At 62.7% G+C, this 23,298-nt stretch carries 19 protein-coding genes; 18 read left to right on the plus strand and 1 reads right to left on the minus strand.

Annotated elements, in window-relative coordinates:
• Positions 1–4: 4 nt before the first annotated feature.
• The 17 genes from trbE (at position 5) to RZE77_RS10045 (ending at position 21,897) form a co-directional block, all read left to right on the plus strand.
• A complete protein-coding gene (trbE, locus tag RZE77_RS09965) occupies positions 5–2,503 on the plus strand; it encodes a conjugal transfer protein TrbE (protein ID WP_319441676.1) in 2,499 nt (832 codons plus the stop codon).
• Positions 2,500–3,264: a P-type conjugative transfer protein TrbJ gene (gene trbJ / locus RZE77_RS09970; RefSeq protein ID WP_319441677.1), complete on the plus strand. Its 765-nt coding sequence runs from the start codon at positions 2,500–2,502 to the stop codon at positions 3,262–3,264. The genes trbE and trbJ overlap by 4 nt, the downstream gene beginning before the upstream one ends.
• A gap of 10 nt (positions 3,265–3,274) precedes the next feature.
• Positions 3,275–3,583: an EexN family lipoprotein gene (locus tag RZE77_RS09975; protein ID WP_319441678.1), complete on the plus strand. Its 309-nt coding sequence runs from the start codon at positions 3,275–3,277 to the stop codon at positions 3,581–3,583.
• 4 nt (positions 3,584–3,587) lie between these two features.
• The gene (gene trbL, locus RZE77_RS09980; RefSeq protein ID WP_319441679.1) at positions 3,588–4,961 is read left to right on the plus strand and encodes a P-type conjugative transfer protein TrbL; all 1,374 of its coding nucleotides are present in this window, start codon (positions 3,588–3,590) and stop codon (positions 4,959–4,961) included.
• 26 nt (positions 4,962–4,987) lie between these two features.
• Positions 4,988–5,701, plus strand: a complete 714-nt coding sequence (trbF, locus tag RZE77_RS09985; RefSeq protein WP_319441680.1) for a conjugal transfer protein TrbF — start codon at positions 4,988–4,990, stop codon at positions 5,699–5,701.
• On the plus strand, positions 5,698–6,753 hold the full coding sequence (trbG, locus tag RZE77_RS09990; protein WP_405547333.1) for a P-type conjugative transfer protein TrbG: 1,056 nt from the start codon (positions 5,698–5,700) through the stop codon (positions 6,751–6,753). The genes trbF and trbG overlap by 4 nt, the downstream gene beginning before the upstream one ends.
• Positions 6,750–8,063, plus strand: coding sequence for a TraB/TrbI/VirB10 family type IV secretion system protein (locus RZE77_RS09995; protein WP_319441681.1), 1,314 nt, complete (start codon positions 6,750–6,752; stop codon positions 8,061–8,063). The genes trbG and RZE77_RS09995 overlap by 4 nt, the downstream gene beginning before the upstream one ends.
• Positions 8,060–8,293 (plus strand): DUF2274 domain-containing protein, encoded by a 234-nt coding sequence (locus RZE77_RS10000; RefSeq protein ID WP_319441682.1) that lies wholly within the window; start codon positions 8,060–8,062, stop codon positions 8,291–8,293. Before RZE77_RS09995 ends, RZE77_RS10000 begins: the two co-directional genes overlap by 4 nt.
• Before the next feature lie 30 nt (positions 8,294–8,323).
• Positions 8,324–8,935 (plus strand): hypothetical protein, encoded by a 612-nt coding sequence (locus tag RZE77_RS10005; protein WP_319441683.1) that lies wholly within the window; start codon positions 8,324–8,326, stop codon positions 8,933–8,935.
• The gene (locus RZE77_RS10010; protein ID WP_319441684.1) at positions 8,928–9,872 is read left to right on the plus strand and encodes a nucleotidyl transferase AbiEii/AbiGii toxin family protein; all 945 of its coding nucleotides are present in this window, start codon (positions 8,928–8,930) and stop codon (positions 9,870–9,872) included. Before RZE77_RS10005 ends, RZE77_RS10010 begins: the two co-directional genes overlap by 8 nt.
• A 110-nt stretch (positions 9,873–9,982) precedes the next feature.
• Positions 9,983–10,846 carry a DUF5131 family protein gene (locus tag RZE77_RS10015; RefSeq protein ID WP_209535104.1) on the plus strand — a complete coding sequence of 288 codons (864 nt, stop codon included), beginning with the start codon at positions 9,983–9,985 and terminating at the stop codon, positions 10,844–10,846.
• Positions 10,847–10,882: 36 nt separating this feature from the next.
• The gene (locus RZE77_RS10020; RefSeq protein WP_319442333.1) at positions 10,883–12,166 is read left to right on the plus strand and encodes a three-Cys-motif partner protein TcmP; all 1,284 of its coding nucleotides are present in this window, start codon (positions 10,883–10,885) and stop codon (positions 12,164–12,166) included.
• The gene (locus tag RZE77_RS10025; RefSeq protein WP_319441685.1) at positions 12,163–13,008 is read left to right on the plus strand and encodes a three-Cys-motif partner protein TcmP; all 846 of its coding nucleotides are present in this window, start codon (positions 12,163–12,165) and stop codon (positions 13,006–13,008) included. The genes RZE77_RS10020 and RZE77_RS10025 overlap by 4 nt, the downstream gene beginning before the upstream one ends.
• A 294-nt stretch (positions 13,009–13,302) precedes the next feature.
• Positions 13,303–14,253: a hypothetical protein gene (locus tag RZE77_RS10030; protein ID WP_319441686.1), complete on the plus strand. Its 951-nt coding sequence runs from the start codon at positions 13,303–13,305 to the stop codon at positions 14,251–14,253.
• 3 nt (positions 14,254–14,256) lie between these two features.
• Entirely contained in the window at positions 14,257–17,874 is a 3,618-nt protein-coding gene (locus RZE77_RS10035) for a DEAD/DEAH box helicase (RefSeq protein ID WP_319441687.1), read from the plus strand.
• 175 nt (positions 17,875–18,049) lie between these two features.
• Entirely contained in the window at positions 18,050–20,014 is a 1,965-nt protein-coding gene (locus tag RZE77_RS10040; protein WP_319441688.1) for an ATP-dependent nuclease, read from the plus strand.
• A 2-nt stretch (positions 20,015–20,016) separates the two neighbouring features.
• On the plus strand, positions 20,017–21,897 hold the full coding sequence (locus RZE77_RS10045) for an ATP-dependent helicase (RefSeq protein WP_319441689.1): 1,881 nt from the start codon (positions 20,017–20,019) through the stop codon (positions 21,895–21,897).
• 59 nt (positions 21,898–21,956) lie between these two features.
• Here RZE77_RS10045 and RZE77_RS10050 read toward each other — a convergent pair whose 3' ends face one another.
• Positions 21,957–22,508 carry a hypothetical protein gene (locus RZE77_RS10050; RefSeq protein WP_319441690.1) on the minus strand — a complete coding sequence of 184 codons (552 nt, stop codon included), beginning with the start codon at positions 22,506–22,508 and terminating at the stop codon, positions 21,957–21,959.
• Positions 22,509–22,713: 205 nt separating this feature from the next.
• On the opposite strand from RZE77_RS10050, the gene RZE77_RS10055 reads away from it, so the two are divergent.
• Positions 22,714–23,280: a hypothetical protein gene (locus RZE77_RS10055; RefSeq protein WP_319441691.1), complete on the plus strand. Its 567-nt coding sequence runs from the start codon at positions 22,714–22,716 to the stop codon at positions 23,278–23,280.
• The last annotated feature ends 18 nt before the right edge of the window (positions 23,281–23,298 follow it).

The following is a 23,298-nucleotide window of genomic DNA, read 5'->3' on the forward strand; positions in this document are numbered from 1 at the left end:
CGCCATGCTGAACCTCGCCGAATACCGCAAACGCCCGGCGCTGCTGGCCGATTGGCTGCCCTGGGCCGGGCTGGTCGCCCCTGGAGTCGTGCTCAATAAGGATGGCTCATTTCAACGGACGGCACGGTTCCGCGGGCCAGACCTGGACAGTGCCACGCAGGGCGAACTCGTCGCCACCTCGGCGCGGTTGAACAACGCGCTGCGCCGGCTCGGCTCGGGCTGGGCGCTGTTCGTGGAGGCCGAGCGGTGCGAGGCGGCCGGCTATCCCGAGTCGTCGTTCCCCGAGGCGCTGTCCTGGCTGGTCGACGAGGAGCGCCGCGCCGCCTTCGAGGAGGACGCCAGCCACTTCGAGAGCCGCTACCACTTGACCTTGCTGTATCTGCCGCCCGAGGAGTCGAAGGCGCGCGCCGCGGGGCTGCTCTATGAGCGCGCAGGAACAGACGTCCAGAATGGATCGGGGGCATCGGACGGGTCGGATTGGAAGGGGCGGCTGGAGACCTTCGTCTCCGAGACCGAGCGCTTCCTCGGCCTGCTCGAAGGCGTGATGCCCGAGATCGAGTGGCTCAATGATGCGCAGACGCTGACCCATTTGCACAGCTGCGTCTCCACGCGCCGGCATGCGGTCGCGGTGCCCGAGGTGCCGATGCACCTCGATGCGCTGTTGGCCGACGAGCCGCTGACAGGCGGGCTGGGGCCGATGCTCGGGCGCCTGCATCTGCGCGTGCTGTCGGTGCGCGGATTTCCGACCGCGACCTGGCCGGGGCTGCTCGACGACCTGAACCACCTGGGCTTCGCCTACCGCTGGAGCACGCGCTTCCTGTGCCTGGACAAGGCCGAGGCCGAGAAGGAGCTCGTGCGCCTGCGCCGCCAGTGGTTCGCCAAGCGCAAGAGCATTGTGGCGCTGCTGCGCGAGACCATCTTCCAGCAGGAGAGCGCGCTGGTCGATTCGGATGCCTCGAACAAGGCGGGGGATGCGGACGCGGCGCTGCAGGAACTCGGGAGCGACCAGGTGGCCTTCGGCTATGTGACGGCCACCGTGACCGTGCTCGATGCCGACGCCACCGTTGCCGACGAGAAACTGCGCGCGGTCGAGCGCGCGATCCAGGGCCGCGGCTTCGTCACGATCCCCGAGACCCTCAATGCGGTCGAGGCCTGGCTGTCGTCGATCCCGGGGCATGCCTACGCGAACGTGCGACAGCCCCTTGTCTCGACCTTGAACCTCGCGCACATGATGCCGGTGTCGGCCGTCTGGGCGGGCCCCGAGCGCAATGCGCATCTCGATGGCCCGCCGCTGATCGTCACGCGAACCGATGGCGCCACACCGTTCCGGCTGGTCACGCACATCGGGGACGTCGGGCACACGCTCGTGGTCGGGCCGACCGGCATGGGCAAGTCGGTGCTGCTCGCCACGCTGGCGCTGCAGTTTCGCCGCTATGCCGGCTCGCGCATCCTGGCCTTCGACATGGGGCGCTCTTTGCGCGCCACGATCCTGGGGCTGGGCGGTGAGCATTACGACCTCGGTACGGATGGCGAGATCGCCTTCCAGCCGCTCGCGCGCATCGACCAGGACGGCTACCGCGCCTGGGCGGCAGAGTGGGTGGAAGGCCGGCTCCGGCAGGAGGGCCTCGAGGTCGGACCGGCCGAGCGGGAGATGGTGTGGTCGGCACTGGCCAGTCTCGCCACCGCGCCGCCCGAGCAGCGCACGATGACGGGGCTCGCGGTGCTGCTGCAGTCGAATGCCCTGCGCCAGGCGCTGGCGCCCTACGTGCTCGGCGGTGCGCACGGGCGGCTGCTTGACGCGGACCGGGACCGGCTGGGGGCATCCTCCATCCAGTGTTTCGAGATGGAGGAGCTGATGCACAGCAAGGCGGCCGTGCTGGCCGTGCTGGGCTACCTGTTCGCGCGCTTCGACGAACGCTTCGACGGCGCCCCGACGCTGCTGATCCTCGACGAGGCCTGGCTGTTCCTGGACGCCCCGGTGTTCGCCGCGCGCATCCGCCAGTGGCTCAAGACGCTGCGCAAGAAAAACGTCTCGGTCATTTTCGCCACGCAGAGCCTGGCCGACATTCAGAACTCCAGCATCGCGCCGGCGATCGTGGAGAGCTGCGCGAGCCGGATCTTCCTGCCGAACCCGCAGGCCACGGAGCCGCAGATCCGCGTGATCTACGAGGGCTTCGGGCTCAACCGCCGGCAGGTCGAGATCGTCGCCACGTCGCAGCCCAAGCGCGACTACTACTACCAATCGCGCCTGGGCAACCGGGTCTTCGAGCTCGGGCTCGGGCCGGTGGCGCTGGCCTTCGCCGGCGCGGCTTCGCCCGAGGACCAGCGTGAGCTCGACCGCGTGCTGGCCTCGGTCGGGGCCTCGCCGTTCGCACGGATGCCCTCGGTCTTCGCGGCCACCTGGCTGCGGCACCGCGGGCTCGGCTGGGCGGCCGACCTCATTCCTTCGTTTCCATCTGCATCCCCATCTCTTTCCTCAACCCCGCAGGAGCCAATGCCATGAACCTCCAGTCTTCCCTCAAGCCTCGGATCGCCGCGCTGGTGGCGGTCAGCGCGATCGCTTTCGGTGTGGCCCCGCCGGCGCATGCCATCTTCGGTGTCGGCGACACCGTGTTCGATGCGTCCAATTTCATCCAGAACATGCTGACGGCGGCCCGCGCGCTGGAGCAGATCAACAACCAGGTCGAGCAGCTGCAGAACGAGGCGCAGATGCTGCGGAACCAGGCGAGAAACCTTCAGGGCCTGGACTTCAGTGCGCTGTCCGAGCTCAAGTCGACGCTGGCAGCGACGAACCAGCTGATCCAGCAGGCGCAGGGGCTGGCGTTCAACGTTTCGCGCATGGAGGACGAGTTCAAGCGGCTGTATCCCGAGTCCTTTTCGGCGGCGATGTCCGGTGCGCAGATGGCCGGCGATGCGCGGCAGCGCTGGCGCAACTCGCTGGAAGCGCTGCGCACCGCGACGCAGGTGCAGTCGCAGGCGATGCAGAACTTCGCTTCCGACGAACGGGCGCTGACCGATCTCGTGAATCGCAGCCAGTCCGCTACGGGCGCCTTGCAGGCGATGCAGGCGACCAACCAGCTGCTGGCGCTGCAGTCGCGCCAGGCGATCCAGGCGCAGCAGCTGCAGATCACGCAGGACCGCGCCGCGGCGTTGGAGCAGGCGCGGCAGGTGGCGGTGCAGGAGCGCGCGCGCGAGGTGCGCCGGCGTTTCATGGGCAGCGGCACGCCGTACACGCCCTACAGCGTGAATTTCTATGGCAGCTGAGGGGACGTCAATGAAGAACCTGCTCCTTATCACTACGGCCGTCGCCGTCCTGTTGCTCGCCGGCTGTGGCAAGCCCGAGCCTTCCCGGCCCGCGATCGAGTCCGTCGAAGCCCTGGTCGCGAATCCCGAGCGGCTGAAGGATCTGCGCGCGCAGTGCAAGGCCGACCACGCCCGGATGGGCGATGCGCAATGCCAGGCGGTGGCCGAGGCCACGCGGCAGCGCTTCGTGAGTGGCGGCCAGTCGCCGTACGCGAGCGACCCGGTCCCGCCGCCGGCCGCTCCCGCCTCATCGCCGATCGGCGCGGGCGCCAAGGACTGACGCGATGGACGATGTCGCTGTCATCGATCGCTTCCTCGACGTCTTCTCGCGCTACATCGATTCGGGGTTCGGGCTGCTGCACGGCGAGGTGGCGTTCCTCACGGCCACGCTGGTCGTGATCGACATGACGCTGGCCGGGCTGTTCTGGGCCATGAGCCACGCGACGGGGCAGGGCGACGACGTGATCGCGCGGCTGATCCGCAAGGTGCTCTATGTGGGGGCGTTCGCTTTCATCATCGGCCACTTCAACCAGCTGGCCGGCGTCCTGTTCCGCTCTTTCGCGGGGCTCGGCCTGGTGGCGTCGGGCTCCGGTCTGACGCAGGCGCAGTTCCTGCAGCCCGGCCGGCTCGCGCAAGTCGGCATCGAGGCGGGCCGGCCGATCATGGAGCAGATCGGCGAGATGACGGGCTTCCCCGAAACCTTCGCCCATCTGGACACCATCGCCGTGCTGTTCCTGGCCTGGCTGGTGCTGATCGTGAGCTTCTTCGTGCTCGCAGTGCAACTCTTCGTCACCCTGATCGAGTTCAAGCTGACGACGCTGGCGGGCTTCGTGCTGGTGCCCTTCGCGCTGTGGAACAAGACCGCTTTCCTGGCCGAGAAGGTGCTGGGCAACGTGGTGTCCTCGGGCATCAAGGTGCTGGTGCTGGCCGTGATCGTGGGGATCGGCACCGGCCTCTTTGCGGAGTTCCGTACGCCGTCCGGGGCCGAGCCGTCCATCGACCATGCACTGACGGTCATGCTGGCGGCGCTCGCGATGCTGGGCCTGGGGATCTTCGGACCGGGGATCGCGACGGGACTTGTGTCCGGCGCGCCGCAGCTCGGCGCCGGCACGGCGGCCGGTACGGCCCTGGGGGCGGCGGGCCTGGTCGTCGCCGGCGGCGCGGCCGTGGCAACTGCAGGTTCCGCCGTGGCCGCGGGCACGCGCATGGCGCCAGGTGCAGCACGGGCCGCCATCGGCGGCGGCGCGGCGGCTGCGCACTCGGCCAGCGGCCTGGCGAGCGGTGCGAAGTCGGCCTACCTGGCGGGCGCCGCGACATCCAGCGGTGGCGGTGTGCGCGCGGCCGGTGCCGGCCTCGCCCATCTCGCGAAAACCGGTGCCGGCGCCGTCGGCCAGCGCGTCGCGTCAAGCGCCAGGGCCGTGAAGGACCGCGTGGCGAGCTTCGTGGCCGATGCCGCTGCGCCTGCGACTGCGGGGAATTCGGCATCTGCCGGTGCGGGCGAGGCCGGCGGACCAACCCCCGAACCGGCATGGGCCCGGCAGATGCGCCGCAAGCAGCAACTGAGCCATGCGGCCTCCACGACGGCGCATGTCCTGCGCTCGGGCGACCACGGCGGCAGCGGCACGGGCCCGAGCCTGCGCGACGACTCCAGCGCCTGATCCGGCTTTTTTTTGGAGATCCATCGATGCGATTCAAGCGACCCCTGGTGCGGTACTCGGACACGCCCGAGCCCGTCACCCCTTATCAAGCTGCGACGCAGGTCTGGGACCAGCGCATCGGCAGCGCGCGCGTGCAGGCGAAGAGCTGGCGCTTGATGGCCTTCGGCTGTCTCTCGCTGGCCCTGTTGATGGCCGGTGGGCTGGTCTGGCGCTCGGCGCAGTCCATCGTGACGCCCTACGTCGTCGAGGTCGACAACGCTGGCCAGGTACGCGCGGTCGGTGAAGCCGCCACGCCCTACAAGCCCAGCGACGCGCAGATCGCGCACCACCTGGCGCGCTTCATCACCGACGTGCGCTCGCTCTCGATCGATCCGATCGTGGTGCGGCAGAACTGGCTCGAGGCCTACGAATACACGACCGATCGTGGCGCTGCGACGCTGAACGACTACGCGCGCGCCAACGATCCGTTCTCGCGCATCGGTGAGAGCTCGGTGGCGGTGCAGATCAACAGCGTGGTGCGCGCGAGCGATTCGTCATTCCAGGTGCGCTGGACGGAGCGGCGCTATGTCAACGGCGAAGCGGCCGGGCTGGAGCGCTGGACTGCGGTGCTCGCGATTGTGCTGCAGGCGCCGCGCACCGAGGAACGGCTGCGCAGGAACCCGCTGGGCATCTACGTCAACGGTCTGTCCTGGAGCCGCGAGCTCGATGCGACGGACACAGTGAAAGGAACCAAGCCATGAAGACGGATTTCCGTAACTGCGCATTTGCGCCGATCCTGCGGGTCGCGGTGGCGGCCGCTTTCATGGGCGCATCCGGCTGTGCCACACAGGGCAAGCCGCCGCCGGCAATCTCGCTGGACGAGCCGGTGGCCGCCGCCGCGCAGCCGGTGCCGGAACCGACGCCGCCCGTCGAGGTGGTCGAGGTGCCAAGGCCCTTGCCGCTGCCCGGGCAGATGAAGGCGCTGCCGAGCGAGTCGGAAGCCAAGCCGGCGCCGGAACCCGCTGACGAGAAAGTCCGGGTGTCGCGGGCCAACGAGGAGGCCCGCGTCGCGCCGACGCGCGAGGGCTACGTCAACGCGATCCAGGTCTGGCCGTATACGGACGGCGCGCTGTATCAGGTCTACACCAGTCCGGGTCGCGTGACCGTCGTCGCGCTGCAGGAGGGCGAGGAACTGGTGGCGGTCTCGGCGGGCGACACGGTGCGCTGGATCGTGGGCGACACGGTCAGCGGCAGCGGTGCAAACCAGCGAGTCCACGTGCTCGTGAAACCCACGCGCGTGGGCCTGAAGACTAACCTGGTCATCACCACGAACCAGCGCACTTACCTGCTGGAACTGTCCTCGACGCCGCAGGCCTGGATGGCGTCGGTGTCGTGGGACTATCCGAAGGATCGGATGCTGGCACTACAGAAGCAGGCGAGGGAGGCGCAGGCCGCGGCGCCGGTGGATGCGGGCCTGTCGGTGGAACAGATCCGGTTCCGCTATGCGATCAGCGGCGATGCGCCTTCGTGGAAGCCGCTGCGCGCCTTCGACGACGGGCAGAAGGTCTACATCCAGTTTCCCGGCGGCATCGCGCAGGGCGAGCTGCCGCCGCTGTTCGTGATCGGGCCGCAGGGCGAAGGGCAGCTCGTGAACTATCGATTCCGCTCGCCGTACTACGTGGTGGACCGGCTGTTCGGCGCGGCGGAGCTGCGGCTGGGCGGCTTCAAGGACGGCAAGGCCGAGGTGGTGCGTATCGAGCGCACGGATGGCGCGATCGGCAGCGTACAGGGTGCACGGAGCGATGGGTCATGAGTGTGGAAGACAGCTTGCCGCCCCAATCGGCCCAGACCCCGCCCAAGGTCGCGCCGGAGACGGTAGCCCTGCGCGCGCAGCCGAGGCCGGTCGTGCGGCTCAACCGCCGCATGCTGGCGGTCGGCGCCGGCACCCTGGCCGCAGCTGTGCTGGGTGGCACGATGTGGTCGCTGCAGTCGCAGAAGCGCGAGCGCAATCCGGCCGCCGAGCTGTACAACGTGGACCGCGTGGCCCGGGCCGATGGGCTGGACCAGTTGCCGAAGGACTATGCCGGGATGCCGCCGGCGCCGAAGCCGGCGCCACCGGTGCTGGGGCCGCCGCTGCCGGGAGATCTCGGGTCGGCCATGGCGAAGGCGCAGCAGCCGATGGAGGCGAGGGTGGGGCAAGGCGTCGATCCGGCGCAGGCCGAGCGGTTGGCGGCCGAGGAGGCGGCGCGGTCCTCGGTGTTCTTTCGGCGCAGCGGCGATGGTGCCGCTGCGAAGCGGGGGATGGTCGTCGAGAGGGATATGCCCGCAATTGGCGTCGATCCATCCGGGATGACGGCGGGTCAGCAGCCGCTCAATGCCATGGGCGCGATGAGCCCAGCCGTGGCTTCGCCGGCCGACCCTGTGGCGGCACAGAACCGCCAGGACCGCAAGGAAGCGTTTCTGGCGAACGCCGGAGACACGGGCACGCGCAATCCGGGCAGTCTGCAGTTCCCGGCTTCGCCGTACCAGGTGATGGCGGGCACTATCATCCCGGCGGCGCTGGTGACGGGCATCAACTCCGACCTGCCGGGGCAGGTGAGCGCCACTGTGACCGAGGCGGTCTACGACACGGCCACGGGGCGCTATCTGCTGATCCCGCAGGGCTCGAGGCTGATCGGGCGCTACGACAGCCAGGTGGCGTTCGGGCAGCGGCGTGTGCTGTTGGTGTGGACGCGGCTGATCCTGCCGGACACGTCGTCGATGGCGCTGGACCGGTTGCCGGGGATTGATCCGGCCGGCTATGCCGGGCTGGAGGACGGCGTCGACTGGCATTGGGACCGCATCCTGGCCGGCGCGGCGCTGTCGACGCTGCTCGGCGTGGGGGCCGAGCTGGCGGCACCGCAGAACCGGACGGACCAGGACGGCAACCGCCTCGTGATCGCCGTGCGCGGGGGGGCGCAGGACACGGTGAACGAGGTGGGTCAGGAAATCACCAAGCGCAATGCGAGCATTCAGCCGACGCTGATGATCCGACCGGGGTTTCCGGTGCGGGTGATGGTGAGCAAGGACCTTATCCTGCGGCCGTACCAGCCGCTGTTCTTTCAGCAAGGAGCTTCGCAATGAGCACGGCCAAGCTGCGCCTCGGACCACTCCCAAAGAGCGAGCCGGTCAAGCTCACCGTCATATTGTCGGCGGAGTTGAAGGCGACGTTGGACCGCTATGCGTCGCTGCATGCGCAGACCTACGGCGAGCGGGTCGATGCCGCGGTGCTGGTGCCGCACATGCTCGAGGCATTCATGGCGCGGGATAGGGGATTCAGGAGCACGAGGAGGCAAGCTACCGAAAAGCGCTAAAATGCATGAAATTTCAATGAGAAATTAGCCATGCTTACCGCTGTCCAATCTCCTGCAGCCTCTTTGCGAGGCGCTGCCGCGCACCTCGCAGGCGAGCTTCAAGCTGGGCGCGTTTACCGCCGGGAGGATCTCGCACGCCTGTCCACTGCGGTGGATCGGCATCTGCGTGAACTGGTGGCTACCGGAAAGCTGAAGAAGCTGGCCCAAGGCCTGTACCACGCACCGAAACAGTCCAGCTTTGGTCCGCTGCCACCGGCCGATGAGCAGGTTGTGGGCGGGTTCCTGCGCGACAAGGATTTCCTGGTGTTCTCTCCCTCGGCTTACAACGCTGTGGGTCTGGGTACAACCCAGCTTTACAACCACACGCTGGTCTACAACCACAAGCGCCACGGCGTCTTCAAACTCGGCAACCGGCAGTTCGACTTCCGGATGAAGCCGCGCTTCCCCAGGAAGCTGACGCCGGAGTTCCTATACGTGGACCTGCTGAACAACCTGGACGAACTGGCGGAAGACCGTGATGCGGTCTTGCGTCAGGCGCGCAGCAAACTTCTTTCATTCGATCCCAGCCGTCTGCAGCGCGCAGCCGACAGCTTTGGCAGCGTGGCCACTCGCAAGCGCCTGCGGGAGTGGGCGGGTGGCTGAGTTCCTGCACGAACGACGGGACTTCGATCAGTTGCTGGCAGTGGTCGCAGACGAGCGCAGCCTTGATCCCGTGCTGGTCGAGAAGGACTACTGGATCATGCATTGCCTGTGGGGCCTTCAAGCGCAGGGCTTTCAGTTCGAGCTGAAGGGTGGCACGTCCTTGTCGAAGGGGTTCGGTGTCATCCACCGCTTTTCCGAAGACATCGACATCCGCATTGAACCGCCCGACGGCATGGACGTGAAGACGGGACGCAATCAGGACAAGCCTGCACATGTTGAATCACGGCGTGCGTACTACGACGCGCTGGCAGCACGGATCCACATCCCGGGTATCGACATCGTAGAGCGTGATACGCAGTTCGACGACGACAAGATGCGCAGTGCCGGCATTCGCTTGATCTACGCATCGCGTGTTCCCACGCTGGCTGGTGTCAAGGATGGCATCCTGCTGGAACTCGGGTTCGATGACACCGCCCCGAATCGGCCAGTCACGATCTCGTCGTGGGCGCTGGATGTGGCTACGGAGCGCGGAGTGGCCGTGGGCGCCAACCGTGCTGTGGGCGTACCGTGCTATGCCCCCACGCACACCTTCGTCGAGAAGCTGCAGACGATCTCCACCAAGTACCGCCGACTGGACGAAACACAGGTGTTCCCCGCCAACTTCCTGCGGCACTACTACGACGTGTACTGTCTGCTAGGGCTGGAGGAGGTTCAGGCCTTCATGAGGACGCCCGCTTACCAGACGCGCAAGGCGCAGCGGTTCCGCACCGGCGACGAACAGGCCATTGCCCGCAATCCTGCTTTTGTGCTGGCCGACGCCGAGCAGCGCCAGCGCTTTGCTCAGGAATACCGCAAGACAGCCGCGCTGTACTACCAGGGGCAGCCGGAATTCGAGGTGCTGGTGGACAGGATCCATCAACACATTGGTGTCATGTGAAGGTCGAGGACTTGACGCACCAACTTGTGGGTTCCGTGCTTTCCCATGACAGCATGTCTATACTGTACAAAAAAACAGTGCATTGTTACAATGCACCAAGAGAGTGACCAATGGGAAAAGACACCCGTATCGAGTGGACGCACCACACCTTCAATCCATGGTGGGGTTGCGTGCGCGTGTCCGATGCGTGTGACCATTGCTATGCCGAGACTTGGGCGAAGCGTCTCGGTGAAGACGTTTGGGGCGCCAAGTCGGAGCGACGTTTTTTTGGCGATGCCCATTGGAAGGAGCCCCTGAAGTGGGACCGGGAGGCCAAGGAGAGCAAGACCAGGCGGCGTGTGTTTTGTGCTTCCATGGCGGATGTCTTCGAGAACCGCAAGGATTTGGTTCCGCATCGGCTCCGTCTCTTGGACCTCATCGCGGCAACGCCTCATCTTGATTGGCTGCTCCTGACCAAGCGAATCCACCTGGTGCGCAAGCAATTGCCAAAAGGCTATGAGCTGCCTTCCAACGTTTGGTTGGGTGCGACCGTCGAAAACCAGGATGCCGCAGGCAAACGGCTGAAGTACCTTCTTGAGTTCGATACGCCGGCAGTCCGGTTCCTGTCGTGCGAGCCTCTGCTTGGGCCACTGGATCTGCGCCAGTGGTTGAAGGTAGGGGAGGGCGGCACGCGCGTGGATTGGGTGATTGCTGGCGGTGAGTCTGGCCCGGGTTCGCGTCCCATGGATCCGCAATGGCCAGAAGATCTTCGCAAACAATGCAATGCGGCCGGCGTCGCCTTCCATTTCAAGCAATGGGGGCACTGGGCACCCATTGAGCAAGCCGCTGACGCCGTGACAGGCCGTACCCCGATCCACATCGTCAGACGCGATGGCTCAGAGGTCAAACTCGCCGCTGTCGGAAAAGGCAAGGCTGGCCGTTCTTTGGGTGGCCGCCATTGGGATCAGTTTCCAAGCACGGGAAACACCGTGTAACCTTGATCCCTTCCAGCACCGCAGAAAGGCTTGCTTTTGGCACAGAGTCACTACGATTGGAGGAACGGACCGGCGGAGATCGATCCGCATAGTGTGACGAAGCATGAAGTGCTGGTTGGATACCTGATTCGGTATTTCGAACAGCGCACGCTCAACGCGCGGGGACGAGAGCGCCTGCGTATCACGCTGGTGGATGGGTTCTGTGGGGGCGGTCTCTACACGCTCAAAGGGATGGGTACGGAAATCCTTGGTTCTCCGTTGCGTATGCTGGATGCGGTCCGGGAGGCCAGTGTTCGGGTCAACGCCGAGAGAACAAAGCCCATTGATCTAGATGTGCGGTACATCTTCATCGACAAGGATGCTCGGGCCTTGTCGCACCTGAAACAGGTCTTGCGTGACAGAGGGTACGGTGCACAAATTGGCCAATCCATTCACGTTATTCATGACGACTTTGTCTCAGCATCGCCAGCCGTGTTTCGGTTGATCGAGGCTCATACCCCCCGAGCACACACGGCGCTCTTCTTTCTTGATCAGTATGGGTACAGCGATGTGCCTGCACCGTTGATTCAAAAGATATTTGCTGAATCACCGAAGAGTGAGGTGGTCCTGACGTTTCATGTCTCCGCTTTTGCCACCTACACCAACGATGAGTTCACGGACAAGGTCTCTGGAAAGCTGGCCATCGACATCCGCTCAGCGCTGGGAGGTCGAACGATCGAGCAAATCAAGGAAGAGGACTCGGCGGATTGGCGACGCTTCATTCAAGCCGCTCTGTATCATGCCTTGGTGAAGGATTGCGGAGCTGAATACTTCACACCATTCTTCATTCGCGGAGAGGGGAGTGGTCAAGGCGAGTACTGGCTTGTCCATCTTTCGCGGCATCCACGTGCGCAAGATGTGATGAAGCAGGTGCACTGGGAACACCAGAACGATTCCATCCACTACGGTGGTGCAGGCCTTGAGATGCTTGCGACCCACATGATGGGCTTCCGTCAGAAGTTCAAAGGAGGATTCGTGTTCGACGACGTGGCGCAGAGCCTGTCCGCCGGCGTTTTGCCACAGCACTTGGCTGAGAATATTTTTAGGCGAGGACAGCCTGTGCAGATTGGCGAGCTTTATGCCTCGACCTGCAATACGTCCCCAGGTACCTCGCTCATGTACAAGGACGCGCTGGAACGGTTGTCTGGTGAGAGAGACATCGTCATTCGCTCCGAGGACGGAACGGTTCGGCGGCTTGCGCGATACATGCGGGATACGGATTGGATCGAACGAAACCGGCAAACTTCTCTGTTTAGTTCTCCGGTAGGGCTAGGGAAATGAGTTTTCGTCTCGCGCACGATGCTGATCCGTTGCCGCATCTTCCGGTGGAACATGGTCGTGCCGGCGATGGTGTTGGCAGCTGGGTTCCCGAGATGAAGCACACCTTCCTCGCCAAGTACGTGGAGGGTACGCGCCGCGCGAGGGAGAAGTTCAAGCAGCGTGTGTACGTCGATCTGTTCTGTGGCCCTGGCCGTATTCAGGTCAAAGGCGAGACGATGACGCGCCCCGGGGGTGCTCAGGTCGCATGGCAGCATTCTCTGCGCGACGATATTGCTTTCACCTCTTGCCTCGTCGGTGATCTGGATGCCGCTCGGGCATCGGCCTGTGCAGAGCGATTGCGGGCCATGGGGGCGCCGGCCACTGCTTTCCCGGGTGCCGCCGAATCCACGGTGGATCAAGTGCTCGGGACGATTCCAAAGGGCGCGCTCTGCCTCGCGTATCTGGATCCCTACAACCTCCAGTACCTTTCGTTCAAGGTGATCGAAAAGCTGGCGAAGCTGAAGTATGTCGATTTTGCTGTTCATTTCAGCACCATGGATCTTCGACGCAACGTCCTGATGGAATACAACCCCGAGCGTGCGCGCTTCGATGATGCTGCGCCCGGCTGGCGGCAGCATGTTGATCCTCTCGCGTTTGTGCGCGGGGATGCCGACGAGGCATTCTTTGACTACTGGTGTGGTCTGGTACGTGGCCTTGGTTTTTCTATCAGTCGGCGGATGCCTCTGGTGCGCGACGAAGGAAATCGGCCGCTTTACCACTTGGTGTTCTTCAGCCGCCATGAACTGCCGAACAGGATATGGGGCGATGTGGCCCAAGGGCCCAACCGTGAGTTCGATTTCTAGGCACGTAGATGGTGGGCTACCAGCTGCTGATCGAGTTCCTCTGATCTGAGCGAGAAGATCGTGCCCGGTACCGCGTTAGAAGATCACCGGTGAGCGCGAGCATACTGATGGATCAGACCGCTGATTGCTCACGGCTGCACGAACCGGTACCGCCGCACGCATTGCTCGCTGCGCGCGAGCGGCTGGAATCAGCCTGATCGGATTTGCCCAACTAGCACGTGATTACACTCAGTTACCATCCGGGTGCTGAGAGCCTTCGGTTGGGCCCAAGCGCCGATTTGGAGACGAAACCCCATGCACACGTGCGAAGTTCCCGGAGACACCCTCGACAAATGGCTGCAGCAATATCCTTCGACGGCGGGCAACTACGGGCACTTGCTCCTGGAGCAGCTAGGTGCGAGCGATGCTGCGCTAATCGAGACGTTCAGGCCGTACTTTGAATCGGCGCACCTTGACGCGAGAGAGCGTTTTCACGAAGAGATTGGCATTGATCTTCATCCAGATGCGGGCGCCTCTGGCGCGCATGCGATCTATCCCAACTGCCTCCCTTCCAAGACCCGCCGAGGGCTATTTGGAGAAGTCATGGCGGGAATGGTCACTCAGCACTACGCATACGTCGGTGACCACAAATGGCAAATTCCGATCTTCCTGTTTCGCAACCACGAGGACGTGAAAAGCTATCTGTTCGCATTGGCTAGGGATCCATCGTTGACGAGGGAAGTCATGGGGCGTCACGGATCTGATTTTTTGGCCATAGCGTTGGATGCAGAAGGAAAAGTGGAGCGATACCTCGCCGGAGAGGCGAAGTGGCGAAAGGTACTGAGTGGGTCTGTCGTGGAGTCATTGTTGTTAGGGCCGAAGGTCGACGACGGGAAGGGAAAAAGGGTTCACTCTGGCAAGGGGATCTGGCATCAATTCAACGAGCGCGACAAGAACCTGCCCCACGGCATGCGCCAGCTTCAAAAACTGCTCAAGGAGCGCGACCCCGATGGCTTTGCAGCAGCGATCTACTCGATCGACCAGGCCTTGCTGCTCGACCACCCGACACCGATCCCAAGAACCAATCTAGTGCTCATTTGTGGGAATGACTACCCGTCACGCGGAGAAGGCGTTCCTTTGATTGATTGGAATTTAAAGCCTGCGGAGTACAAATCCCCTCACGATCTTCAAGTCGTCGAACTGTTTCTGAGCGAGGGCGACAAGCTGATCGAGGATATCTACGACTGCCTGTGGAGTGCGATCTGAGGCATGGCCGATTTCGAAGACCAGCGACGGGAACTTGCGGAACAGCTACGTCGCGGTCTGGCGACAGAAAACCGACTCTCGCGCGATCAGGCCCGCGCTTTCGTCCGTGGTTTGCAGGTTACTTGGCATGTGCCGGCCATTCAATGGCGCGAAAGTGAATCGGAGAAGCTGCTAGCCGACGCACGACGGCTGATGCACGCTGCAGAGATCTTCCGTGAACTGGATGGTCCGGCCTCGGCCGAAGCCAAGGATTGCTACAGGCGAGCTGCCGAGTTGCTTGAGTGGCTTACTCGTGCAGAAGCTTTGTCGCACAGTTTCGCGCCAATAGGACTGCTGGCTGCTGCGGCATTCCAACTGGGCGGATTGCCAGCGATGGCTAATGGGCTGCTTAGCCAGATCGAGACGCCGGATGCTGGCATCCGTCTCTTCTCGAAATTTCTGAGGGGGGACTTCAACGGTGTCATTGATGAAGTGCTGGCGTTTTGGCATGAACATCAGGATCTGACCGGACGTGGTGCCTCGATGCATCTGCTCAATCGTGAGGACTCCCAAAGCCAGGAGTGGTACTTCATCGTGGAAATGGTGCGCAGCGTGGGACTCATTGCTGCAACTCTGAGGCAGGGGGACGTGGACCGCATGCAGCGTGGCCTCTCCAAATTGAAAGCGCTGGACAAGATCGCGACGCGCGCTTTGGATGACGACGTGTCCATGCTGGTTTCGCTATTGACCGCGGTGGCGGAGGACTACAGCGCTGCAAGCATTTACGGGCCGATTTCTCTGCTGGCGAAAATCAACCCGGATCGGACATCCAGGCTGCGGAGATTTGCCCGCGACCAGTTCGGACGAGGTCGAGGCATTCTGTGGTCGTCGCAGATGCGCGGGATTGAACGCTTGCTCGAGACATCTTCGTTCGCCCTGTGCACACCGACCGGCTCCGGAAAGACATTGGTTGCGAATCTGGCGTTGGTGAAAGAGTTGATGTTGGCGAGCGACGAAGAGTCGCCCGGCCCGCTGGCGCTCTATCTGGTTCCATCCAGGGCCCTCGCGGGTGAAGTGGAAACCAAGCTTGTCAGCGAACTAGGGAGGGATCTCGTCGTGACGGGCCTGTACGGTGGAACCGATTGGGGCATTACAGACTACTGGCTCAACGCCAACCGCCCAACGGTGCTGATTGCTACGGTGGAGAAGGCGGACGCATTGATGCGATATGTAGGCAGCCTGATCGTTGCTCGGCTTCGACTGTTGATTGTCGATGAAGCCCACCAAGTCGTGGCTCAGGATCGTGATCGATCGTTCATCGATTTTGCGGAGCACAGTAGCCGTGCATTGCGCCTTGAGAGCTTCGTGTCGCGTTTACTCGTACAGGCGCCAGACATTGCCCGAGTTGCGCTAACTGCGGTTGCGGGAGGCGCGGCCACACCCGTGGCGCGATGGATCGAAGGCGATGCTGACGCGGAGCCAATCGGGACAACCTATCGAAGCACCCGCCAACTCATTGGAACGCTGGAAGGAACTCCCGGCAGCGCCGGTCGCATGCAGATCGACATCATGAATGGTGCCATGCTCCATGTGCGCGGACGGGATGATCCGGTCTATATCCCGTTGCGTACGCCAGCCATGCCTCAACTGCCTGCCGCGATGCGCAATAGTGTGTATCGCTACAACGAATTGAACGTGCTATGGACTGCCATGCACCTTCTGGAAGGAGACCGTCGAGTCTTGATTTCGGTCGCCCAACAGCCCGAGCAGACGATGAAGTGGTTCAAGGAAGCGCTTGAGCTGGACTTGTGGGCCGGAGTTCCGAAATTTACGGTACCTGAAGAATCGGCCGCACGGTCGCTTTTTGACAAGGCCAGGGCCACCTGTGTGGACTATTGCGGCGAGGATGCTTACGAGGTTGTGCTTCTTGACCACGGGATTGCCACGAGCCACGGTCAGATGCCTCAACGACTGCGCCGCCTCATGACGGAGCTGATTGACCGACGAATTTGTCCTATCACAGTGGCGACGGCCACGCTGACTGAAGGCGTCAATCTTCCCTTCGATCTGATCTTCGTTCCTTCCCTGACAAGGCGAGTGTTCGACAGCGTGGCGCAACGGTCAACGTTGTCTCCTTTGTCCGTGGCGGAGTTTCGCAATCTCGCTGGTCGCGCTGGCAGGCCCGGCGCTACGAAGGGCATGGAGGGGATGACTCTCGTGGCCATTCCAACACAGCCGTCCACGACTGCCAGTGCACAGTTGTCCTTGCAACGTCGGCAGATCCGGGAGATGCGATCACATTACGATAATCTTCTCGAGGCATTGGGCGAAGACGATCAATCTGGCGAAGAAATACTAAGCCCTATGGCGCTACTGCTTGAAATGCTCGCTGAGCGCGCTGGCCGATTGCTTGGCCTGCGTGGGGAGCGGTTCCTGGAGTGGCTGGAAGTGACCGGGCCTGAGGACATTAGCGACCAAGCAGGGATGGGCCAGACTGAAGAAAGAGCGCGGTTTGCCGACAGCCTTGATGAGCTGGACGGTATCCTGCTAACAGCCATTGAGGAACTTACGCTGGCTGAGGAGCAGCAGCACTCTGATGCTGAAATTGAAGCCCTACTTCGTCGGGTTTGGCAACGGTCTTTTAGCCATGCAGTTGCCACTCAGGAGGCTTGGCTTGAACAGGCATTTGTGCGAAGAGGGCATGGGCTGATCGATAACCTCTACAGCGATGCCGATGAACGCCAGCGTCTCTATCAATACGGATTCTCGCCCCACATTGGCCGAAGATTCGAACGCATTGCGCCGAAGATTCATGCGGTGTTAGAGAGCGCTGAGGACTATGGCACAGACGATATGCGGGCTCGCTTTGATGTGTTCGTGAAGCTTGGGAAATTGGTGGCGCAGGATCAGGGATTTGGGTTTCGTGGTCGCGATACGGTGACTGATGCTGCACTGCTTCGTGAGTGGGCGACACCGCTGGCTTGGTGGATGAGAAGCCGTCATGCCGAGTCGCCTGAACCAGAGGACCTGCGCGCCTGGCAGCGCTTTGTGTCGGACAACTTCGAGTTTCGGCTGGGCGTGACGGTTGGCGCCGTGGTGGCGCGCGCGTGGTCGGATGGAGCGACTGCCCCGTCCTCCGTGCCATCGCTTGAGGATTGGAAGCAGACCACGGGCCTTCCTTGGTTCGGTTTTTGGGCTAGGGAGTTGCTGCGTTGGGGCACGCTGGACCCTTTTGTTGCGTTTGCCCTTGCCCAAGGCCTTGCCGGTACGCGCGACGAAGCTGCAGAGCGCCGGCGCGAGTTCGAATTTTGGATGGAAACCGAGTACGTCGACATTGAGGGAGAGGATTGGATTGATCCCCAATACTTTCTTAAATGGGAGCGTAGTCTTGGTACCCCCAACAACGCGCCTTTCACGCATACACCGCGTTGGGCACAATTGACTGGTACTGATGGCCGACTAGGGCAATACAGCGTGCATCCGATCCGTCGGTCTAGCGGCGTGCACTGGATCGACGCTTCGGGTTTCGAGATGGCAATCACCTCGGCGGAGGAGGTTGGTCGCAGGGCTTTCCGGGATGACTTCGAGTTGCAGATGAATGAGGGGCGCTGGCAAATTCGCAGAGTGTTTCGTTCGACTTGACGCTGTGATTTGAAGTATGGCTACCGGCAGGGGAAACGTCCTTGAGTCTGGTCACGATGCGGACGCAAGCCGTGCAGCGGCATAGCGTTGCTCGCTCCAGTGGACTGAGTCTTGGCGCCTTGGGACTCGGTCATACTCGAAGCTGAAATCACATCCGGCTACAGCCATATTCTGCATGCACATCGAGCGATTGCACCTGAGCGGCTTTCGATGCTTCGGCCCACAGGAAAGCACCATTGCGCTAGAGCGCGGCCTCACCGCCTTCATTGGCGTCAACGGCGCCGGCAAGACCGCTGTCCTGTTGGCCCTGGCTCGACTCTTTGGCGTAACGGCGGACCAACGTCGCCTGCGCCGACAGGATTTCCACATTCCTGTGAACGAATTCGTTCCCGCGCCGCAGCGCAGCCTGTACGTCGAGGCCATCGTCGCATTCCCTGAGCTCGAAGCGAACGCGAACCTCGCAGCGGTGCCAGAGTTCTTCCAGCAAATGGCCGCCGACGAGCAAGGCCACCTCAAGTGCCGCCTGCGGCTGCAGGCGACCTGGACGGACGACGGCTCGCTGGAGGGCGCGGTGGAGCAGAAGCTGCTGGCGGTGCGCACCTTCGGACCATTCAAAGAGGACGAGTGCTTCGAACTGAAAGCCGTGGATCGGGCCAGGATTCAAATGATCTACGTGCCAGCCACGCGAGACGGCGGCTCTCAGGTCACTGCTTTTCTCAAGGGGCGCCTGTGGCGCGCGATCAACTGGTCGCAGGGCGTCAAGGACGCACTGGCCCACGCCGGAGCGACGATGAACGGCGCCTTCGCCGGCGAAGCTGCTGTCGGCCGCATCGCCGCGGCCGTCAGCCATCGCTGGCAGCAGGTTCATTCGGCAGGTACGGACACCACGCCCGTCTTTCGGCCTGTGGACGTGCGCTGGCAGGAGTTCGTGCGCAGAGTGGAGGTCATGTTCTTCCCGGATGAGTTGGGTCGTGAGCGTGGTCTTGACGACCTCAGCGATGGGCAGCGCTCCTTGTTCCACCTTGCCATGACGGCGGCGATCCTAGACGTGGAAGCGCAGGCGGCCGCCGATCCGGCCGCTGCAGGTTTCTTGGTCGACACGGTCTCGCTTCCCGCCCTAACACTGATCGCGGTCGAGGAGCCGGAGAACACACTCGCACCGTTCTACCTGTCGCGCATCGTGGGTCAGATTCAGGAACTCACCCACGGCCATCGGGCGCAAGCCATCGTGTCAAGCCACTCCGCGAGCATCTTGGCGCGCATCGAGCCCGAGGGCGTGCGGCATTTCCGCTTGAATCCGTTGGACCGCACGGCGATGGTTCGCGCGCTGCAGTTGCCTCCTGGCGTGGAGGAGGCATCCAAATTCGTGCGAGAGGCCGTTAGGAGCTATCCCGAACTCTACTTTGCGCGCTTTGTGGTGCTGGGCGAGGGCGCAACCGAAGAGGTGGTGTTGCCGAGGCTGGCGGCAGCGATGGGTTTTCCGATCGACCGGTCCTTCGTAGCCATTGTTCCGCTGGGTGGTCGGCACGTGAACCATCTGTGGCGCCTGCTCACGGATCTCGACATTCCGCATGCGACCTTGCTCGACCTGGACTGGGGCCGGAGCGGAGGAGGGTGGGGGCGGATCAAGACAGCTTGCGAGCAACTTCTGGCTTGTGGCTTCTATCCGCGACAGGTGTTCGGCAGCGAGTTGCAGCCCGAAGGTCCGCAGGCGAACTTTGCCCTGTTTGACCAATACGCGGCGGTGAACGCAGCAGGCCTCGAGAACTGGACCAATTGGTTACGTGGAATGGGCGTCTTTTTTTCGTACCCGCTCGATCTGGACCTTTCCATGTTCAATGCCTTTCCTTTGGCATACCAAGTGCTGGAGGCCGGAGAACGCGGGCCTTCCGGAAGGGGGGACCCTAGGGATGCTGTGCTCGGCGAAGATGGGGCGCCTGGCACTTATCCAGCAACTTGGGATATTGCACTACGCTGGTACCGCTATCTGTTCCTCGGTCGAGGGAAGCCAACGACGCACGTGCGGGTGCTCTCGACCGTGCCGGCACCGCAACTCGCTGCAGGCGCCCCCGAGGAACTACGGGCGCTGCTGAGCTATGTGCGCGCCAAGGTTGAGCCGATGGCGCCGGGCGGCATCTGACAATGGCGCGCGTTGCACCGGATGCCTGGCGTCCGCGTGGTATCCCCGATCTGGAACCCCAAGCCTGGTGGGCGCTCAGACATGTCGGCTCTGCCTCCGTCGTTGCCGGCCCGGGCTCCGGAAAGACCGAGTTCCTGGCGCAGCGGGCGGTTTACCTGCTGGAGACGGGGTTGTGCCCGCCGCCCTACCGGGTGTTAGCCATCTCTTTCAAGGGCGATGCGGCAGCGAACCTCGCCGATCGCGTACGTCAGCGTTGCCCGCCGGAACTGGCCAGCCGTTTCGTGTCGATGACCTTCGATGCCTTCACGAAGGGGCTGGTGGACCGTTTCCTGTCTGCGATCCCTATGTCGCGCCGGCCGACCAAGCCCTACGATCTTGCCTTCCCGACACGGCGTCAGATAGATGAGTTCCTCAATGGCGCGCGCTTAGCAGCGCCGCAAGCTTGGCAGGCCGAAATCGCTGGACTTGGCCCGCTCACCTTCGAGCCTGAAGTCGTGGGCAGTCGAACTTTGGAGGTAGAGCGGATTGCCCCCCAAAGCGGCGTCGAGTTTGCCGTCGGCCGCTGGTGGCACCAGCAACTAGTTGGCGCTGGTCGCTCCACGCTGACTTTTGTGGGTATCAACCGCCTTGCGGAGTTGCTGCTGCGGTCGAACGCACACATTCGCACGGCGATGCGCACGACCTACCCATTCGTATTCGTGGACGAGTTCCAGGATACGACCTACGCGCAGTACGACTTACTCTTGTCCGCCTTTGCGGGCCATGCAACGGTTACGGCCGTCGGGGATCACAAGCAGCGCATCATGGGGTGGGCGGGCGCGCGAACCGATGCTTTCGAGAGGTTCGAGGCCGATTTCAAGGCGCAGCGATTTCCGCTGTTGTTCAACTTCCGCTCATCGCCGGATCTCGTGCGCATCCATCACGTGGTAGCGCTAGCGCTGGATGCCCGTGCTGTACCAACCCAGGCGCAGGGCATGCGCCAGGTGGATGGCGATGTGGCCCAGATCTGGGCAAGTCGCACGCGTGAGGCCGAGGCAAGCCATCTTGCGCAATGGATTGCATCCGACATGGCGCAGCGCGGCAAGCAGCCTCGCGACTACGCGTTGCTGGTGCGTCAAACTGCGGACGTTTTCGAAGGAGAACTGGGCGAGGCCTTTGCGGCCGCCGGATTGAGTATTCGCAACGAAAGCCGCTCGCTGGGACGCACGACGGTTCAAGATCTGCTCGCGGACGAGATCAGCCAGGTCGTGCTCGCATTTCTTCGGTTGGGAGCAAGCCGACGAGAGCCCGCTGCCTGGCAACGTGCCTCCGGTGCGCTTCAGGTCCTTCGTGCGCTCGATCTCGATGACGAAGCGGGCGCAGACCGGAGCCAGGCGAAGCTCGTGCGCTTCCTGGCGGGCCTGCGCAGCGATATGACCGCTACTTCGCCGAGTCGAGCGAGCGCGGTGGACCTGGTGATCAAGGTGTTCGAGTTTCTGGACGGAGATGCCATCTCGCGGACGTTTCTGCAGTACGCCCATGGAGATCTGCTACAGATCATGGCCGAAGGCTTCGCGCAGCACTTCGCCAACTGCGCCCAGACGGCGCAGGACTGGCCAGCTTGTCTCGCCGCGTTCGCCGGCATTGGGCAAGTTCCTTTGATGACTGTGCACAAGAGCAAAGGCCTCGAGTACGACACCATCGCGTTCCTGGGCCTGGACGATCGGGCTTGGTGGAGCTACGTCCCCGGCAATCCAGAGGGTATCGCTACCTTCTTTGTCGCGTTGTCGCGCGCCAAGCAGCGCGCACTTTTCCTTTTCTGCCAGGAGCGGGGGCCGCGCGAGAAGGTGGCGGACCTGTTCGAACTACTTGCGCAGGCTGGCGTGCAGGAGATCGCCATTTGACATGCGCGAAGGTACTTCGCGCGTTCGGTCGCTGGCCATGCGCCACAGCTATTGGTCGTCTAGAAATTCGATTCGTACCTCTTGTGGATGCGTCGTTCCAAGCGTATGGCCAGCTTGTCATTGCGCTCCAGCTCACGCAGTTCCGATTTCGGCAGCAGCACTTCGTGCTGCAGAGCGCGTTGACCGGCATTCAGGATCTCGAAGCGTCGTCGGGCTAGGAAGAGGAACTGCTTGACGTCATTGTCATCGACGAGTTGTCTGCGGATGTTGTCGACTTGCCGGTTCTTGTAGCTGCGGTTCGCATCTGGCAGAAAACTGATGTGGGTGAACGGACTCACGCGTGGAACGACATCGAGCAGTTCCCCTTCTGACGATTGCCAGACGGCATGAAACTCTGCCTCGATGAAAACCCCGGATAACTCCCAAATCGCCCAACCAATGATCTGCTGCCCACCGTGTCTGGCGACCTGCTCTGAAACGACATTGAAGCAGTCGTTGTACGGTTTGTTGAGCAGCGGGCGGCACGGCGCTATCAGGGGTGCCGTGTCTGCAACCAAGTAGGCGCAGAATTCTCGGGTATGGGAAGCGGAAATGTTTGCGGCGATGAGCATCTAAAGGTCTTCAATCTTTTGATGGCATATTACCCAAGGAGCTGTGGGCCCTAAGCGATGAGTCTCATTCGGTCCAGAAGGAGATTTCTGGACGGCCTACATCTGCGGGCCGCACTCAGACCTCCGAAGCTGGGGGCTGCGCGTTGGGCTTGTGCCGAGTGACCGAGAAAATGCGAGCCCGGCAATTCCATTACCTGGAGAAGATGTGCACCCGATTCAAATTCAGGAACGCGACCGAGGAATCGGCATGGGCTACACGGCATTCATCGATAGGTTTGAAGCAATCTGCCATGAACACTTGCAGGCAGGACGCGCCAGAGCATTTGCATTCGTCTTCTATGACATGACGAATGGCGTCGTGCGTCGCGCCCTGAGCGATGCTCATGGTTTCCAGCTGCTGCATGAGAAGACCGGCAAAGACATCACGCTCTTCTATCTGCATGATCGTGCAATCGAGGCTCACTGGCGCAGCTTCAACAAAACTTTCATGGAGGCATTGGGGGTTGAGGAGCAAGCGGTCCCGCCTTGCATGGTGTTCTTTCGCGTGCATGGGGAGAACATCGAGGACGTTTCGATCTATCGCATCGATGAGCAGACCACAGATCCGGTTCTTGTCGCCGCCGAGCTGGAGCAGTATGTGGACGATGTCATCAAGCGCTTGAACGCCGAAGGCGACCTTTCCGCGCTGTCCGCGTTAGGCAACCTGATCGCCCGGGTCGGGGCTCTGTCCAAGGTGGGGGAATTCCTGCTCAAGCTCAAAGGAGCTGCCTGAATGTCAAATATTCGATCA

Source organism: Variovorax sp. SPNA7 (genome assembly GCF_033807855.1).
GTDB classification, from domain to species: Bacteria; Pseudomonadota; Gammaproteobacteria; order Burkholderiales; family Burkholderiaceae_C; genus Variovorax; species Variovorax beijingensis.

Coding starts and splice junctions, on each gene's coding strand:
- trbE (WP_319441676.1), top strand. CDS start 5: ATGCTGAACCTCGCCGAATACCGCAAACGCCCGGCGCTGCTGGCCGAT.
- trbJ (WP_319441677.1), top strand. CDS start 2,500: ATGAACCTCCAGTCTTCCCTCAAGCCTCGGATCGCCGCGCTGGTGGCG.
- RZE77_RS09975 (WP_319441678.1), top strand. CDS start 3,275: ATGAAGAACCTGCTCCTTATCACTACGGCCGTCGCCGTCCTGTTGCTC.
- trbL (WP_319441679.1), top strand. CDS start 3,588: ATGGACGATGTCGCTGTCATCGATCGCTTCCTCGACGTCTTCTCGCGC.
- trbF (WP_319441680.1), top strand. CDS start 4,988: ATGCGATTCAAGCGACCCCTGGTGCGGTACTCGGACACGCCCGAGCCC.
- trbG (WP_405547333.1), top strand. CDS start 5,698: ATGAAGACGGATTTCCGTAACTGCGCATTTGCGCCGATCCTGCGGGTC.
- RZE77_RS09995 (WP_319441681.1), top strand. CDS start 6,750: ATGAGTGTGGAAGACAGCTTGCCGCCCCAATCGGCCCAGACCCCGCCC.
- RZE77_RS10000 (WP_319441682.1), top strand. CDS start 8,060: ATGAGCACGGCCAAGCTGCGCCTCGGACCACTCCCAAAGAGCGAGCCG.
- RZE77_RS10005 (WP_319441683.1), top strand. CDS start 8,324: ATGCTTACCGCTGTCCAATCTCCTGCAGCCTCTTTGCGAGGCGCTGCC.
- RZE77_RS10015 (WP_209535104.1), top strand. CDS start 9,983: ATGGGAAAAGACACCCGTATCGAGTGGACGCACCACACCTTCAATCCA.
- RZE77_RS10025 (WP_319441685.1), top strand. CDS start 12,163: ATGAGTTTTCGTCTCGCGCACGATGCTGATCCGTTGCCGCATCTTCCG.
- RZE77_RS10030 (WP_319441686.1), top strand. CDS start 13,303: ATGCACACGTGCGAAGTTCCCGGAGACACCCTCGACAAATGGCTGCAG.
- RZE77_RS10035 (WP_319441687.1), top strand. CDS start 14,257: ATGGCCGATTTCGAAGACCAGCGACGGGAACTTGCGGAACAGCTACGT.
- RZE77_RS10040 (WP_319441688.1), top strand. CDS start 18,050: ATGCACATCGAGCGATTGCACCTGAGCGGCTTTCGATGCTTCGGCCCA.
- RZE77_RS10045 (WP_319441689.1), top strand. CDS start 20,017: ATGGCGCGCGTTGCACCGGATGCCTGGCGTCCGCGTGGTATCCCCGAT.
- RZE77_RS10050 (WP_319441690.1), bottom strand. CDS start 22,508: ATGCTCATCGCCGCAAACATTTCCGCTTCCCATACCCGAGAATTCTGC.